This is a genomic window from Microbacterium wangchenii (genome assembly GCF_004564355.1).
Classification (GTDB): domain Bacteria; phylum Actinomycetota; class Actinomycetes; order Actinomycetales; family Microbacteriaceae; genus Microbacterium; species Microbacterium wangchenii.
This window is the reverse complement of sequence record NZ_CP038266.1, coordinates 320,298-336,490: the sequence shown is the minus strand read 5'-3', so window position 1 is coordinate 336,490 and position 16,193 is coordinate 320,298. Positions and strand designations below refer to the sequence as shown.

Genomic DNA, 16,193 nt, shown 5'->3' with positions numbered 1-16,193 from the left:
CCGCTCCGCGGGTCCGCTTCACCGCCAAGTCGTTTCGCGGAGAAATTCTTCGGGTGTGTAACTGCTCGATTCGCTGAGCGCGATCGCGTTCCACCGCTCGCCAGTATGCGAGCGGACTCGGCGAGTTGTGCAGGTCTACCTCCGTCATCTGGCCCTCGCTCAGATCTCGTCGATGGACGAGGACTCGAAGCGGCTGGAGATGTTGATGCCGAGCTCTTCCGCCGCGCGGAAGGCGTCGTCATCCGTGTCGCGGAGGTTGACCGCGGTGCCGTCGGCCGAGAGGACCTCGACGTTCAGGCAGAGCGACTGCATCTCCTTCATGAGGACCTTGAACGACTCGGGGATGCCGGGCTCCTGGATGTTCTCGCCCTTGACGATCGCCTCGTACACCTTGACGCGGCCGGCGATGTCGTCGGACTTGGTTGTGAGGAGTTCTCGTAGGGTGTGTGCCGCGCCGTAGGCCTCGAGTGCCCACACCTCCATCTCACCGAAGCGCTGACCGCCGAACTGCGCCTTACCACCGAGCGGCTGCTGGGTGATCATCGAGTACGGGCCGGTCGAGCGGGCGTGGATCTTGTCGTCGACGAGGTGGTGCAGCTTCAGGATGTACATGTAGCCGACCGAGACAGGTGCCGGGAAGGGGTCTCCCGAGCGTCCGTCGAACAGCAGCGTCTTGCCCGAGGAGCCGATGAGGCGCTCTCCGTCGCGCGTGGGGAGAGTCGAGTCCAGCAGACCCGCGATCTCGTCCTCGCTCGCACCGTCGAACACCGGGGTGGCGACCTTCGTGCCGGGAGCTGCCTCGAAGGCCTGCTCGGGCAGGCGCACAGCCCACTCCGGGGTGCCCTCGACCTTCCAGCCCTGCTGCGCGATCCAGCCGAGGTGAAGCTCCAGCACCTGGCCGAAGTTCATGCGGCCGGGGATGCCCAGCGGGTTGAGCACGACGTCGACGGGGGTGCCGTCGGCGAGGAAGGGCATGTCCTCCACGGGCAGGATCTTCGCGATGACGCCCTTGTTGCCGTGGCGTCCGGCGAGCTTGTCACCCTCGGTGATCTTGCGCTTCTGGGCGATGTAGACCACGACGCGGCGGTTGACGCCGGAGCCGAGCTCGTCGTCGCCGTCCTCGGCGTTGAACTCCTTGACCGCGATGATCGTGCCCTGCTCACCGTGGGGCACCTTCAGCGACGTGTCGCGGACCTCGCGGCTCTTCTCGTTGAAGATCGCGCGGAGCAGGCGCTCCTCGGCGGAAAGCTCGGTCTCGCCCTTGGGCGTGACCTTGCCGACGAGGATGTCACCGGGGCGGACCTCGGCGCCGATGCGGACGATGCCGCGCTCGTCGAGGTCCTTCAGCAGGTCGGGGCTGACGTTGGGGAGGTCACGGGTGATCTCCTCCTTGCCGAGCTTGGTGTCGCGGGCGTCGACCTCGTACTCCTCGATGTGGATCGAGGAGAGGGTGTCGTTCTTGACCAGCTCCTGGCTGAGGATGATCGCGTCTTCGAAGTTGTGACCCTCCCACGTCATGAACGCCACCAGCAGGTTCTTGCCCAGCGCGAGCTCGCCGTTCTGCGTCGCGGGGCCGTCGGCGATGACCTCGCCGGCCTCCACACGGTCACCGGCAGAGACCACCACACGCTGGTTGTAGGAGGTGCCCTGGTTGGAGCGGTCGAACTTGCGCAGGAAGTAGTCCTGCGTGCCGCCCTCGTCCAGCTGCACGGTCACGACGTCGGCCGAGACCTCCATCACGACACCGGGCTTCTCGGCGGTGATGACATCGCCCGCGTCCACCGCGGCGTAGCCCTCCATACCGGTGCCCACCAGCGGCGAGTCGCTGCGCACCAGCGGAACGGCCTGACGCTGCATGTTCGCACCCATCAGGGCGCGGTTGGCGTCGTCGTGCTCGAGGAACGGGATCAGCGAGGTCGCCACCGACACCATCTGGCGCGGCGAGACATCCATGTACCCGATCTCGTCGGCGGGGATGAGGTCGACCTCGCCGCCGATCTTGCGGGCGAGGACGCGGTCCTCCTGGAAGTGACCGTCGGCCTTGAGCGGCGCGTTGGCCTGGGCGACGATGAAGTCGGCCTCTTCGCTCGCGGTCAGGTAGTCGATCTGGTCGGTGACCCGGCCGTCGACGACCTTGCGGTACGGGGTCTCGATGAAACCGAACGCGTTGATGCGCGCGAAGGACGCGAGCGAGCCGATCAGGCCGATGTTCGGGCCTTCCGGCGTCTCGATCGGGCACATACGGCCGTAGTGCGAGGGGTGCACGTCACGGACCTCGACGCCGGCACGCTCACGCGACAGACCACCCGGGCCCAGCGCATTGAGCCGGCGCTTCTGCGTGAGCGCAGCCAGCGGGTTGTTCTGGTCCATGAACTGCGACAGCTGCGACGTGCCGAAGAACTCCTTGATCGCCGCCACCACGGGACGCACGTTGATCAGGGTCTGCGGGGTGATCGCCTCGATGTCCTGCGTGGTCATGCGCTCACGCACCACACGCTCCATGCGCGACAGGCCCGTGCGGACCTGGTTCTGGATCAGCTCGCCGACCGCGCGGATGCGACGGTTGCCGAAGTCGTCGATGTCGTCGACATCCAGGCGGATCTCCGCCGCATTTCCACCTCCCACGGCGGGCAGGGTAGCCCTGCCCGCGTGCAGGGCGACAAGGTATCGTATGGTGGCGACGATGTCCTGAAGCGTGAGGACCGACTGACGCAGCGGGAGCTCGAGGCCGAGCTTCTGGTTGATCTTGTAGCGACCGACCTTGGCCAGGTCGTAGCGCTTGGAGTCGAAGTAGAAGTTGTCCAGCAGCGCGCGGGCGGCCTCGGCGGCGACCTGCTCGCCCGGACGCAGCTTGCGGTAGATGTCGCGGAGCGCGTCCTCCTTGGTGAGGATCGTGTCCTTGCTCAGGGTGTCCTCGATCGAGTCGAAGCCTGCGAACTCGGCGAGGATGTCCTCGCTCGTGAGGCCCAGGGCCTTGAGGAACACGGTGACCGACTGCTTGCGCTTGCGGTCGATGCGCACGCCGACCTGGTCGCGCTTGTCGATCTCGAACTCCAGCCACGCACCGCGGCTGGGGATGATGCGGGCCGACACGATGTCCTTGTCGGAGGTCTTGTCGGGGGTCCTGTCGAAGTACACGCCCGGCGAACGCACCAGCTGCGACACGACGACACGCTCGGTGCCGTTGATGATGAACGTGCCCTTGCCGGTCTGCAGCGGGAAGTCGCCCATGAAGACCGTCTGGGTCTTGATCTCACCGGTCTGGTGGTTCATGAACTCGGCCTCGACGTACAGCGGGGCGGCGTAGGTCTTGCCGCGCTCCTTGCACTCCTCGATCGAGTACTTCTCCGGCTCCAGGTACGGGTTCGTGAACGACAGCTGCATCGTCTCGCTGAGGTCCTCGACGGGCGAGATCTCCTCGAAGATCTCCTCGAGGCCGCTGATCTCCGGCACATCCGTGCGACCGGCGGCCTTGGCCTCGGCGACGCGTGCCTTCCACGCCTCGTTGCCGACGAGCCAGTCGAAGGACTCGGTCTGCAACGCGAGAAGGTCGGGGACCGTCAGCGTGTCGGAGATTTTCGCGAACGAAAGCCGGGATGCTCCGCGGCCGTTCTTAGGGGTGGTGGTGGGGTTGGATGCGTTGCGCGCAGCCGCCAAGGGACAACCTCCGGGTGAGTCGATTACCGGCACAACGCGTCACTGAGCCGCTCGCGAAAGTGGCTCCGTTCGGTGCCGGAACGCAGGAATCTACCCGGCTTCCGCCGTCCCCGTCCAGCGATTTCGATTGACAACCGGGCCACTCATGAGATACACGGCGCAGCCAAAAATCCGATATGTATACTGGTAAGGGCAGGGGGGCCGAAACCGTCCGGCTCCGCCCAGACGAGGCGCTGGTTTCGGCTGGTTCCTGCTCCCAACTTACCCGGCGTCCGAGTTACGAACTCCGCTGGGGAACGGTCGCTTCTCCTGGCCGTCGCTTATTGTCAGAGCATTTGACACCGACGCTTGTCTGCGCGTAACTTCCGTTACCCGGTAGCCGCCCTGCGGTTACCTCCCGGCGCAGGCGCATCCGGCGCGTCTGCCCTCACAGCCGCACATGCCAGGAGAACGCCCCACGCGCGATGACGTCGCGCGCCACGCAGGAACACATCGAACGCCGTCAGCTATGTCCGCCACGAAGGGCCGAAGCGGGTCAGCTCCGAGACAGCGGCGCGAGTTTGCCCTGCCCGGAAGCACTACCCGTCTTTGTTAGGAAGGCATTCGCATGACCCCGCAACCTCGACTCGCTCCCTCGGGCAACCCGGACATCGATTGGGCCGAACGCAACATGCCGCTGCTGAGACAGAGTGTCGCCACCCGCGCTCACAACTTCCGCGGCGTGCACGTCGGCATCTGCCTGCACACCGAGCCGAAGACCGCCGTCTTGGTCCGCTGGCTGTTGCACTACGGCGCGCGGGTCACAATCACCGGCAACCTCGGCACCACCGTCTCCTCCGTCGCGCAGACCCTCAGCGAACTCGGCGCGACAGTGATCGGACACCGCAGCGATGACCACGAGAAGCACCAACGGAATGTCGACCAGGTTCTCGCCGCGGAGCCCGACCTCGTCATGGACAACGGTGGCGAGCTCATCACCCGCCTTGCTTGCGGTGCACCCCGGTCCGACACGTTCGTCGGCGCTACTGAGGAAACCACCACCGGCGGGCTCCGGATCAGAGAGCTCGACGTACAGCCTGACTTCCCAGTCATCGTCATCAATGACAGCTCGCTGAAGCTGACTGTCGAGAACGAGTACGGCGTCGGCCAGAGCGTGGTGCAGGGGTTCATGAACGCCACCAACTCGATGGTGCCCGGTGCCCGAGCAACCGTCGTGGGATACGGCCCGTGCGGAAAGGGAACTGCGGACACCCTGCGTGCCCTGGGCGCGATCGTGAGCGTGGTCGAACGCAACCCTTTTCGTGCGCTCGAAGCCATCATGCGTGGACACATGGTGGGCACCCTCGACGATCTCCTTCCGCAGGCAGAACTGTTGTTCCTTGCGACGGGCGCGCGGGACGTCATCGCTGAGGACCAGTTCGCCCGGTTGCGGGACGGAGCCATCATCATCGGTGTCGGCCATGAGGGCGCCGAACTCGACATCGAGACGCTTCGTCGGGCGACTCGAGGCGAAAGCGCCCTGGGATCCAGCGCGGCGGACCAGGCTCCTCGGGTGGTCTACACCTTTCCCGACGGCCGGGAGGTGGTCGTTCTCCACGGCATGAACATGATCAATCTGACGGCGGCCGGTGGCAATCCGATCCAGGCCATGGATCTGGGCCTGGCCTTGCAAGCGTGCAGCTTGGCCGCCATCGTCGGCGGAGCGGCGACATGGGTGGGTGCCGGCCCGGTACCGAGCGACATCGACGATGAGCTGGCGACGACTCTGGTGGACATGCTGAGTCGCAAGAACGTCGATGCTCCCCGAGCCGCAGAGAGCGTCCGGTGACCGGCCCCCTGCGCATCGACCTTCACCGCCACCTGGAGGGCTCGCTGCGCGCCAGCCACCTACTGCAGGTCTTGGCGCGGTCAGGTCGATCCCCTCAGCGCCCTGCTGAGTTCCGCGCGGCGATCACCACGGACGCCACCATCGACAGTCTCGTGGCCTACCTGGGTCGGATAGACACCGCAGCCGCTGTGCTCACTACCGCTGAGGATTGGATGCAGGCAGGTCTCAACGCCGTGGAAGACGCCTGTGACGACGGGCTGGACTACCTCGAACTTCGCTATTGCCCCTGGTTCGTGACGAGCCACACAGGGCTCAGCCCGCGGGTCGTCGTGGATGCTGTGAGCGAAGGAGTCGCGCGCGCCTCGCGCAGCGTGGGCTTGCCGGTGGGCCTCATCGCGATCATCCTCCGTGACCTGGGTCCTGACGCGGCCCGACGACAACTCGACACCGTGCTCGATACGAGGGACGTGTGGTGCGGGGTCGACTTGGCCGGCGATGAAGCCGGCGTCCCGTGCCGAGAATTCGCGCCCGTGTTCCGCCGAGCCCGCGACGCAGGTCTGCACATCACGGTTCACGCCGGAGAGGCCGCCGGCCCGGCCAGCGTCGCCGACGCGGTCGAGCATCTCGGCGCCGAGCGCATCGGCCACGGTGTGCGATCCGTGGAGGACCCGCGCCTCCTCGAGCAGTTGGCCGAGCGGGGCACGACGATGGAAGTGGCCCTGACGAGCAACACGCATACGGGCGCGTCTGCAGGATTCACGACTCATCAGATCCACGCGCTCCTGGCGGGCGGGGTGGCGGTGACTCTCAACACCGACAACCCCACCACGAGCGGAACGCGACTGAGCGAGGAGCACCGCAGGGCGGTGAACGATGCCGGCCTGGACCCCGCCACCCTCGAGCGCATCGCCAGGCAAGCGGCGGTCGCCGCATTCACATCCAGCGGGCGCCAGTTCGCTGTACGACCGGAAGGGGACGACGGTGAGTGACGCAGCTTTTCTCGAGGGCGTGGCGGACCGTCTCATCACCCTGGAGGGCGCCGAGGCGGTGGCGCTGGGCGGATCGCGCGCCCAGGGCACCTCGCGCGCAGACAGCGACTGGGATCTGGCGGTGTACTACCGTGGCGACTTCCGGCCGCAGGCGTTGCGAGACATCGGCTGGCCCGGACACGTCTCGGAGCTGGGTGAGTGGGGCGGCGGCGTCTTCAATGGCGGGGCGTGGCTCACGATCGACGGCCGGCATGTCGACATCCATTACCGGGACCTCGAGGTCGTCGACCGCGAGCTGGAAGAGGCCCGTGCCGGACGGTTCCGGATCGAGCAGCTCATGTTTCACCTGGCGGGCATCCCCACGTACCTCCTGGTTGCGGAGCTGGCGGTGAACCGAACCCTCCGCGGGGACTTGCCCAAGCCGGAGTATCCACCGCGCCTCCGCAGCTCTGCACCGCCGCAGTGGTGGAGTCGAGCCGAGGCCCTCTTCGACTACGCACGATCCGGGCATGCCTCACACGGTCGTGCCGCGCAGGCTGTCGCCATGGCCGTCGAGGCAGCGACCTGCGCGGCGCACGCCGTGTCGGCCGCGCGCGCAACGTGGGTCACCAACGAGAAGCGCTTGCTGGAGAGCGCGAGCCTACGGGACTTCCTCGATGACCGCCTTCTAACCCTTGATGGTGATGCCGAAGCCTTCGTGGATGATGTCGCCCGCCGATGCGCACACGCGCTCGCTCTCGCCGAGGATGACGCCACTCAGCGAGCTGAGGACAATCGCTCCATCTGACTTGCATCCAGTTCGAGGGCCATCGCGTCCATCGCTTCGTCGACGTATTCCACGCGACTGGCCCCGACGATGGGCGAGATGCCCTGTGCCATCAGCCAGGCGAGGACGACTTGATTCTTCGTCGCTTGGACCTCGGCCGCCACGGCGCCCAGGGCGGCCAGGGTCCGCGTCGTCCCCGGGTGGTCATACGGTTCTGAGAAGGGCTTGTCCTCCCGGACGTAACCGCCATGCAGCAACGGCGTGTACGCCCACACCCAGAGATTCGAGTCACGGGCGAGGTCGAGGTCATCCGGAGTCAGCAGGCGATGCCCGGCCTCGGGAATCGGCGCGAACGGCCTCGGCTGTACGAGGGAATGGCGAAGCTGGATGGCGCTCCACGGCTCGACGTCGGCGGAAACCGCGAGCGCCCGCGCCCGTTCGACTCGCCAACTGGGATGGTTGGCAGCGCCCACCGAGCGAGCTTTCCCCTCCGCCACGAGCTCTCCGAACGCGTGCACCGTCTCCTCGAGGGCCACACTGCGGTCCTCAGCATGGGCCCAGAGCAGATCCACGTCGTCGACGCCGAGTCTGGAAAGGCTGGCTTCGATGCCGGCCCTGATCGCCGACCTCGATAGCCCTTCTGCGCTCTCGGGCCAGCGGTGCGCCACCAAGGGATTCTGCCGCACCTTCGTGGCGATGCGGACGGCGTCCCGCGCTCCTGGCCGTGAGCGCAGCCACTCGCCGATCACGCGTTCGCTCGCGCCGCCGACACCCGCCTCGTCGATCCAGAAGGAGTAGCAGTTCGCCGTGTCGAGCCACTCGCCGCCCCTCTGCACATAGCGGTCCAGAAGAGCGAATGCCCGGTCCTGGTCGATGACCGTGCCGTAGTCCATCGTCCCGAGGACGATGCCGCCAAGAGAAGAAGCGCCGGTCGTATGGCTTTCCATGAGGTCCTCCAGAGAAGATGATGTACACCTGCGGACCCAGGATGGCATATTTGTCGCCCCTGGGACGACAGATGTGTCATCTCCGAGCACGCGCGCCGTCCAGGTCGTAAGGTCAGGGGTGACAGAATCGAAGGAGTCTGCATGGACACGTCGGTGGGCCAGTCGACGACGGGCGCAAAGGAATGGACCGCCGTCCTTGCGCATCGACAGGATGCGGCGACGGCGGCCCAGGTGAGGGATCGTTTCATCGAGCACGGCGTGACCCCCGACACGGTCGCTGCAGCCCTTGGCGACGGAGGGGCGGGCTTGGCGTCCGCAGCGACAAGCGGTCGTCCGGATTGGGCCGTCCCGTACGGCGGTCTCCTCGGGGTCGCCCTTGTCGCCGCAGAGGTCGCTGCATACTCGTCTCACCTCGTGGCGCGTGCATCGGCCGTCCGCTCGGTCGCCGTCTCCGCCCTGCTCGAGGATTTCAGCGCGGTGTCGGTCGCAGGTGACCTCGGGGTCTCCCGCCAGAAGGTCTACGAGATCGCCCGCGACAGTGCAAAACGCAGGGACGGCATCAGGACAGGCGTCGATCGTGACTTCTGAACGGTTGGAACGCGCCGACATCCCCTCGCGCGCGATGCACCCCGTCGACGTGAGACACGCTCGCGCGTCATACGCGGGAGCGACAGCGCTCCGCGTCGCATCCTCGCCGTCGATGCTCGTAGCGATGACCCTCGCGCTGTTGTCGATCAGTGACAACGTCGTCTCACCCGTGCTCGGACCCCTGATAGGGCTCACCATCTGCGCTTACGTCGAGCGTGGGTGGCGCACCGATGCGTGGGCCCATATCCCCCGCCGGCACCAGGATTCGGGAAGAGATGAGCCCGGGCTGTGGTCGGCGTCTGGAAAGTTCGTGCAGCTGGCGGCTCTCGCGGGAGGATCGGCCTCATACGTAGGCGCACTCGGCGTTCGCGACGTAGCCACCCAGGCAGGGCCGGCCGTCGTCGGTGCATTGACCGCTCTCGCTCTGGCTGAACTCGGGGCGCTGACATGGGATCGCCTTGCACCCCGCGATCGCCGCGTAGACGGTGCCCCTCCCCTGATCGGCGCGGCTTTCACTGCGGGCGTCATCCTGATAGTGAGCATCGGTGCTGTCTCGATCCTGGCGCGTAGCCCCTGGGACCAGACGGCCTTTCTGGCCGCAGCCGGGGGCCTCGTTGCGTACGGACTCGTCATCCTCTTGATGCGGCTCATCCCCAAGGGCGTGCGATGCCTGCCGGAGAAGTTGATCTCTCCTTGACCTCCCCCGTGCTGACTACCACGCCTGCTCGGTTGCGACCTGGCGCATGCGGGGAGTCCGAAGGGCAGTTCGCAGAACGGGTCCGGCCGCGGCGCCAATATTAAGCGCCGCGGTCGCGTACGAACCACCCATGGTGGGCGCACCGGCGGCGTAGAGCACCCGCGCAATCAGGGTGCTCCCCACCCCGAAGGACAAAACCCCCTGGACGAGTACGAGCACGACGAGCAGCGCGGGATACGAGGCGAGCAAGGCCAGCGCGATCCCTCCGGCCAGCAGGAGCGGGCCACCGATCCCAAGCACAAGCTCTGGCCTGCTATCGGACAGCCGCCCCGCAAGCGAGACACCGATAAACGATCCGACACCGAACATCACGAGCACCACGGAGATCCAAGCGTCCCCCAATCTCGCCGCACCGGTCACCACCTGCGCCGAGAAGGTGAAGGCCGCGAAAGTGCCACCATTGACCAGCGCACGGAGAGCCATCGCGAGAAGGAGACGGTGTGAGCGCAGCTGGCGCAGTTCGGCGCGGAGCCTCGGCGCCCCGGCCGCGACATCCGCCCGGTGAAACGCCTCGCAGGATCCCGGCTGCGGCAGGGCATGGAGTACTCCGAGGTGAGTGGTCAAGATGGTTCATCTCGTCACCACCACCGGCGAGCCGGGGTTTGCAGAGCGTGCCCGCGCAGCTCGAGGGCGGATGTGCTCAGTGGTTTCCGGGGCTGGCGGTGTGACCGCTAGCCCCTGACCTGTCCGACTCAGGACTCGACATGCCTTGAAATGCTACCTGCGGTCGGAGCGCCACTGGAAAGAGGGCGCCGAGCAAGAGGCTGTGCCGCGGTATCGGGGAATCGTCCAGGGCGCGGATCGCGAGCGTCACTGCGCTCACGGAGGGATGATCGTTGATCACCCGCGAGACCGTCGCCCGGGACGCCCCCGCCACGCGCGACGATATCATCCATGGTGGGCGTTTTCCGCGCGGGGCGCTCTGGGCAGGAACCTGATCTCGGGCCATCGTCGGTGATCCTCCCGGCACGACGGACAGGCAACGCTGCCGATCCTAACGACCCCGGCGCGATCCGTCACCCCGGCGGTGACAATGCGTGGCCGCCTATGATCCGCGACGTGACAATTCAGGGTTGACGATCGTTCATCAAGCGTGACATGCTGTTGTCCCCCCAGGGGTGACAACACTCTGGTTCAGGAGGCGAGTATGTCGGTCATTCGCGTTGACGCCGTCCAGAAGTTTTTCGGGGACGTGCGCGCCGTAGAGGACGTGAGTTTCTCCGTCGGCGAGGGGGAGATATTCGGGATCCTGGGCCCCAACGGGGCCGGTAAGACGACGACCGTCGAGTGTGTGGCTGGAGCTCTGGTGCCCGACTCCGGGTCGGTGACGGTGCTCGGCGCCGACCCCGTACGGACGCCTCGATTCGTGAGAGAGAATGTCGGCTATCAGCTCCAGTCCTCCACGCTGCCCCCCGCGCTCCGGGTAGGGGAAGCGGTGGACCTGTTCGCGGCGTTCTACGAGTCGTCGGTGGATACCGCCGAGGTGCTCGACGTGGTCGGACTGACTGCGGAACGACGCCGGCCCTACGGGAAGCTCTCCGGTGGTCAGAAGCAGCGCCTCTCGATCGCCCTCGCCCTCATCGGCGCACCGAGGATCGCGGTTTTCGATGAACTCACGACTGGCCTGGACCCGGTAGGCCGGCGCGACATCTGGCAGCTCGTGGAGCGTGTTCGGGACAGCGGCGTCACGGTTCTCCTCGTCACGCACTTCCTCGATGAGGTGGAGCGGTTGTGCGATCGACTCGCGTTGATCGACAGAGGGCGAACCGTCTTCGTCGGCACACCCGATCAATTGCGCGAGGCGGTTCCCACACCCGCCGGGGAGGGATCCACCTTGGAAGACGCTTACGTGCGCTTCCTCGGCTCCGGACGGCACACCGAACAGGGTCAGGAGGACTGATATGCACGCGACACGTGCACTCACCAAGGTCGAGTTCCTCCTCTTCCTCCGTAACCCGACGAGCGTATTCATGGCTCTTCTGCTCCCCTCGCTGCTCCTGCTCCTGCAGGCGTATGTGATCCCGGGAACCATGGATCCGATCGGCCCGTCGTCCCCCTCCGCACCTGCGTGGCGCGCGATCGACTTCTTCGTTCCGATAGCGGCTGCCGTGGCCGTGACCAGTGTCGCGATCACGAACTACCCCTCCGCCATCGGGGCGTATCGCGAAAGTGGGGTACTGCGTCGCCTCGGCACCACGCCAGTCGGCGCCCACCGGGTGCTGCTCGCACAGTGGCTAGGATCGGCTGCTGGTGGCGCATATCGGCGGAGCCGTCGCATATGCGGCTCTTGCCGGACTCTCGATGACAGTCCCACCGCTTCTCGCCGGTATCCTCATTGCCACCGGCTGGCTCCTCCATGTTGGTTGGGACGCGGCGCTGCACCGGGTGAACCGAGTTGTTTGGCGGTGGTACGCAGAGGGATGCGCCGTCGTCGATCTGGTCGTGGGTACGACTGTGTTGCTCGCCCTTCCATGGCGGGGCTAAGAAGCGGGATCCTCCTGCACCGCGCGGTGGGAACTTCCCCCGCGCGGTGCAGCATTCGGCCTATCGGACAAATGAGTAAAGGTGCCGCACTCAGCGCCGCTCCGGTACTGCTCGCGCTCACGGCTGCGAGATGCGAGCGTTGGACGGCGAATCTCCCAAGCGCAGTCACCTAGTTCCGCTCTCAAACCCGGCGTGTTGAGCTGCCGTACGGTCGATCGAGTTCGCGCCCCGTCGCGCCCTCTCAAACACCAGCCTGGTCAGGTAGTACCTGTTGATGGCGGGGACAGCGGCGTCCACTGCGATCATTGGTCGGGCACCCAGATCGCGTTGTACAAGGTCAACAGCGATGACGCGATGACGAAAGAACACGCACCCGCCAGAGCGCGTCCTGGCCGCGGCAGGAGCCCAGGGGCGCCGGGCAGGCCGAGCTGGGTGAGGCCGTTCTCGAGCTGACGCCGTCGATTCCATGTTGATTCCCCCGTCGAAGACCACAGCCGATAATAGTGATTCCATCGGCGGTCGTCACCCCCCTATTTACACAGTGCGTAACTAGAACGCACCGCGCCCACCGGGTCACAGCGCGCCGCGCCCAGAGAATCTCGCCCGGCGGCGCGCTCCGCAGTTTCTAGCCACTCGCACCCGGGCTGCCTCTCTGCAATCGCTGAAACGCTGCTACGCGACTGTCATCGTCGGGTGGGGACTCGAGCGTCAGATCTTCGCACTTGTCTAGGCGCCACGCTTGGCGAATCGCACGACGATTCACCCTCGCTCAGCCGTCTGCAAGCCAAGCGCTAAGGTGGCGCCTGAAGATGGCCGGTTGTTCGATCCATGGGTAGTGACCGCAGTCCGGGATAAGAGCCAGCTCAGCGCCCAGAACCGCCGCGTAGTCCCTGACCGGCTGCACACCGGTCAGGAGGTCTCGATCGCCTCCGATGACAAGGCTTCGGGGGCAGCGCATTGCGCGGATTCGCTCAACCGCATCGTCGGGTATACCGGCGAACCAGGCCTTGACCGCCGCATGACTCACTGTTCCTATTTCTGCGTGTGTCCTCTCCCTGCGTGTCCAGTGGGCGTAACTGGCGGGAGCTTGCCGCCGGAACGATTCCCGGAACTCATACTCGGTCTTGGGTTCATCAGCTGACATAGTGGCCAGAGCATTGAGCGCTGCCCGCTCGGCGTGCTTGGCAGCAATGGACGGGGCATCTGACGGCGTGCCGGTTAACCAGGACGCCGGTGGTGTGACGAGCACCATCGAACGCACTCGGTCCGGGTGCTGCGCTGCGGTCGCCAGAGCGAGCCGAGTACCGGCAGAGTGGGCAACCAAGTCAACCGCGCCAAAGTCGATCGCATCGACAAGCTCAACGACGTCTGCCGCGTCGTTCCACCATCCACGCGAAAGTCCGCCACTACGTGGTGTTCCTCGGGGATGTAGCACCGCCAGCGGCCGCACGCTTCCTAGACCGGCGAAGCTGCCTAGGTACTCAGGGTCGCGACAGGGCCCGCCAGGCAGAACAATTGCCGGCGATCCTGGGGCGTCCCCCAGGATCGAGACGGCGAAGGGCAGTCGGTGTTCATCGAGGCGCATGCCACCAGCTTTCCTCGCGTCGGCTGTCTCCACTGCCGTAGGAAACAGGTCGACTCTGCCCGCAAAGAATTTTGGGGCGTCGAGCCAACTTACTCGAACGTTGCAGCGGGTCAAGATGTCACCTACTCGTGCAGCAGTCCCGCCTCAGATCGGAGTTCTCGGCGTACGCCCGCGAGTCTTCCCTTGGCGATTCAGGCGAGAAGCTCAGGTGCGGCCAGAGAATTGCAGGACAGGCTTGTCGCATCACGGTGACTGGTAGCGGCCCGGTGCGAGTTCCTCGACGTGGGTGATGCTGACGGCTCCCTGAGCGAGCAGGCGGCGTGCCTTCAGGTGGATCTTGGGGTCATTGACCGTTTCAACGGCCACTAAGTTGCCCTCCCGCTCCCTGGCTACTGCCAGACCCGACTCCCGAGTCGGTGCCAACAGGATCTCACTGTCCGATGGCCGTGCAATACCTGCGATCTGCAGATTCCGGTCGTATTGGTGGCTCCAAAACCATGTGGGCGCGGATCAGACTTCACCTATTGCTTGCCCTAGTTGAAGGTACATTTCGCTGACGGCTGGGTTGTTCACTCGGTAGAGGACGCGTTGCCCCTGGCGGACCTCATCGAGCGGCGGGTCCGCGATCAACAGTCCCGCTGAGTGCAATGACGACAGCGCTTTAGCGACAGTGACCGGTCGGAGTTCGAGCGCGCGTGCGATCTCTGCTCGGCCTGCTGGCCCGCTGGAGCGGAGGTAGCCGATGATGCCGGCCCGGAGCATCGATCCGAGCGCCTCGACCGGGTCCTCGAGCTCTGCGCTAGACGCCGGACGCGCTTTTCTGGGCATCAACACATCATGCCCAACTTCCTCGTCGTTCGCGGGAGGCTAACTCGCTCTTCCCTCTCGTAGTGAGTATTTGTACTATTCACTCATGGTCTTCGAGAGAGCCCGCGACAGTCACCGCGTCGGCGATGTCATCCCGCACTCCCGCGTCCCCCGAATGGGCTACAGACGGACCCCGGGCCGTAGGTGTATAACGCGGCCAGCAGGCGAAAATAGGCTCCTCATTAGGGTTTTCTCATTGAGGGCTGGTTCGAGTTATCTGTCCACAGGCGCGTCTGCGCGAGGGGAGGCAGGGGGTTTACGATGCCGTCACGTTGAAGCCGCGCTTCTCCGACCCGCCAGCGTTGGCGAAGCCCGGCACGCGAAAGGGCGGTACGTGTGATGGCCAAGCAGCGCGCGCAAAGTCGGGGCCTTCTCTGGGCGGTGATCGGCGGAGCGGTTCTTGCCGCCGCGATCGTTGTGGGTGTGCTCGTTGCCGTCACGTCGCAGGGCGGCACCGCGCAGCCGGCCTCTTCCTCGCCTCCCACGCCGACGGCCGGTCCGACATCATCGACGTCGACCGGCGAGGTGGTGGATGCAGCTGCGGTGGAGGCGGGGTGGGTGCCCGAGCCGATCACGACGGACCCGGAGTCTTATCTGAGGGCGGCTATTGAGGCTGCGGGCACTGTTGACACCACCCGCGCTACGCGCGACGAATGGGTGACCTACCTGGACACCTGGTTCACCCCGGACCCTCGCTTCCAGGACCCCGACGAACAGGCGGCACAAACAGCTCGCTACCAACTCACCATGCGAGACGCCGTGATCTTCCCGGACCAGGTCTGGGACTCGCTGGCACGTCAGAACGGCCGCGTGATCGCAAGCACTATGGGCGAGATCTCTTTCACGCCGGTTCCGGACTACGACGGGGACGACATGTTTATCGGTACCAGCGATGTCGTCCTCACGTTCACGCAGACCGGGGAGGACGGTGCGGAGTCGAGCTACGAGGAGCAGGTGCGCGTCAGCGCCCAGGTGCTGTGCGGCGAGGCGTCCGTTCCGGCACCGGGATCGGCCCAAGCCGCCGGCGACTGCAAACTGATCCGCTACTTCGACGCGGCACTGAGCGACTGACATGCCCGGCCCCGCCGCCCCGACCGCTGCGTTCACCGTCGCTCGCAGCCGCACCGGGCGGCGGGTACTCATCGCGCTCACCGTCCTCGTCCTCGGTGCGGGCGGGATGCTCCTGACTCCGGTGGTCTTGTTGGCCGCCGCCATCGGAGCCGGCGCACCGGCGCCCGCACCTGACCGGCCCGCCGCTGGATCCCCCGCTGCGTCCGGCGAATGGGGGATGCCGCTCTCCGGCGAGTTCACCAGGGGCCGGGGCTTCGGCCACAACCCCGTCATCGGTTGCGCCTACTGCTCGGTCAACCACCAGGGGTACGACATGGCGCAAGGATGCGGCAGCACCATCTACGCCGCCGGGCCGGGCACCGTGATCACCGCCGGGAGCTACCAGGGATACGGCAACACCGTGCGTATCGACCACGGCGACCGCCTCGTCACCCTCTACGGGCACATGCAGTCGAGCTCCCTCCGGGTGCAGGTGGGAGACACGGTCACTGCCGGTACGGCGCTTGGGGCCGAGGGCAATACCGGAAAGTCCTTCGGCTGCCACCTGCACTACGAAGTCATCGACCACGGCGCCTCGATCGACCCCGCCCCCTTCATGAGCTCTCTCGGACTGGCTCTGCCCTAACCCCTCCCCCTGGATAGAAGGAGAATCAC

At 66.0% G+C, this 16,193-nt stretch carries 11 protein-coding genes and 2 pseudogenes; 8 read left to right on the top strand and 5 right to left on the bottom strand.

Going from position 1 to position 16,193, the window contains the following annotated elements; genetic code table 11:
- Nucleotides 1-159: 159 nt before the first annotated feature.
- Nucleotides 160-3,657, bottom strand: a complete 3,498-nt coding sequence (rpoB, locus tag E4K62_RS01575; RefSeq protein ID WP_135062918.1) for a DNA-directed RNA polymerase subunit beta — start codon at nucleotides 3,655-3,657, stop codon at nucleotides 160-162.
- Nucleotides 3,658-4,264: 607 nt separating this feature from the next.
- Here rpoB and E4K62_RS01570 point away from each other — a divergent pair.
- The 3 genes from E4K62_RS01570 to E4K62_RS01560 are packed head-to-tail and all read left to right on the top strand — an operon-like array spanning nucleotide 4,265 to nucleotide 7,261.
- On the top strand, nucleotides 4,265-5,485 hold the full coding sequence (locus tag E4K62_RS01570; RefSeq protein ID WP_135062916.1) for an adenosylhomocysteinase: 1,221 nt from the start codon (nucleotides 4,265-4,267) through the stop codon (nucleotides 5,483-5,485).
- Nucleotides 5,482-6,474, top strand: a complete 993-nt coding sequence (gene add, locus E4K62_RS01565) for an adenosine deaminase (RefSeq protein ID WP_205805864.1) — start codon at nucleotides 5,482-5,484, stop codon at nucleotides 6,472-6,474. Before E4K62_RS01570 ends, add begins: the two co-directional genes overlap by 4 nt.
- Nucleotides 6,467-7,261 carry a nucleotidyltransferase domain-containing protein gene (locus E4K62_RS01560; RefSeq protein ID WP_240742776.1) on the top strand — a complete coding sequence of 265 codons (795 nt, stop codon included), beginning with the start codon at nucleotides 6,467-6,469 and terminating at the stop codon, nucleotides 7,259-7,261. Before add ends, E4K62_RS01560 begins: the two co-directional genes overlap by 8 nt.
- On the opposite strand, the gene E4K62_RS01555 is transcribed toward E4K62_RS01560, so the two are convergent.
- On the bottom strand, nucleotides 7,231-8,187 hold the full coding sequence (locus E4K62_RS01555; protein WP_205805862.1) for an aldo/keto reductase: 957 nt from the start codon (nucleotides 8,185-8,187) through the stop codon (nucleotides 7,231-7,233). The two genes, E4K62_RS01560 and E4K62_RS01555, sit on opposite strands and share 31 nt — an antisense overlap.
- A 141-nt stretch (nucleotides 8,188-8,328) precedes the next feature.
- Here E4K62_RS01555 and E4K62_RS01550 point away from each other — a divergent pair, with 141 nt between their 5' ends.
- Both E4K62_RS01550 and E4K62_RS01545 read left to right on the top strand, forming a co-directional pair.
- Entirely contained in the window at nucleotides 8,329-8,775 is a 447-nt protein-coding gene (locus E4K62_RS01550) for a hypothetical protein (protein WP_135062912.1), read from the top strand.
- A gap of 124 nt (nucleotides 8,776-8,899) precedes the next feature.
- A complete protein-coding gene (locus tag E4K62_RS01545; RefSeq protein WP_135062910.1) occupies nucleotides 8,900-9,472 on the top strand; it encodes a hypothetical protein in 573 nt (190 codons plus the stop codon).
- A gap of 72 nt (nucleotides 9,473-9,544) precedes the next feature.
- On the opposite strand, the pseudogene E4K62_RS01540 reads toward E4K62_RS01545, so the two are convergent.
- Nucleotides 9,545-10,067: pseudogene (locus E4K62_RS01540) on the bottom strand (MFS transporter); the annotation flags it as partial.
- 612 nt (nucleotides 10,068-10,679) lie between these two features.
- Here E4K62_RS01540 and E4K62_RS01530 point away from each other — a divergent pair.
- Nucleotides 10,680-11,432 carry an ABC transporter ATP-binding protein gene (locus E4K62_RS01530; RefSeq protein WP_135062906.1) on the top strand — a complete coding sequence of 251 codons (753 nt, stop codon included), beginning with the start codon at nucleotides 10,680-10,682 and terminating at the stop codon, nucleotides 11,430-11,432.
- A 1,353-nt stretch (nucleotides 11,433-12,785) separates the two neighbouring features.
- On the opposite strand, the gene E4K62_RS01525 is transcribed toward E4K62_RS01530, so the two are convergent.
- On the bottom strand, nucleotides 12,786-13,601 hold the full coding sequence (locus E4K62_RS01525; RefSeq protein ID WP_240742775.1) for an alpha/beta fold hydrolase: 816 nt from the start codon (nucleotides 13,599-13,601) through the stop codon (nucleotides 12,786-12,788).
- A gap of 243 nt (nucleotides 13,602-13,844) precedes the next feature.
- A pseudogene (locus E4K62_RS01520) lies at nucleotides 13,845-14,087 on the bottom strand (oxidoreductase C-terminal domain-containing protein); the annotation flags it as partial.
- A gap of 720 nt (nucleotides 14,088-14,807) precedes the next feature.
- Here E4K62_RS01520 and E4K62_RS01515 point away from each other — a divergent pair.
- Nucleotides 14,808-15,539 carry a hypothetical protein gene (locus E4K62_RS01515; RefSeq protein WP_135062902.1) on the top strand — a complete coding sequence of 244 codons (732 nt, stop codon included), beginning with the start codon at nucleotides 14,808-14,810 and terminating at the stop codon, nucleotides 15,537-15,539.
- Between the two features lies 1 nt (nucleotide 15,540).
- Entirely contained in the window at nucleotides 15,541-16,164 is a 624-nt protein-coding gene (locus tag E4K62_RS01510) for a M23 family metallopeptidase (RefSeq protein WP_135062900.1), read from the top strand.
- The last annotated feature ends 29 nt before the right edge of the window (nucleotides 16,165-16,193 follow it).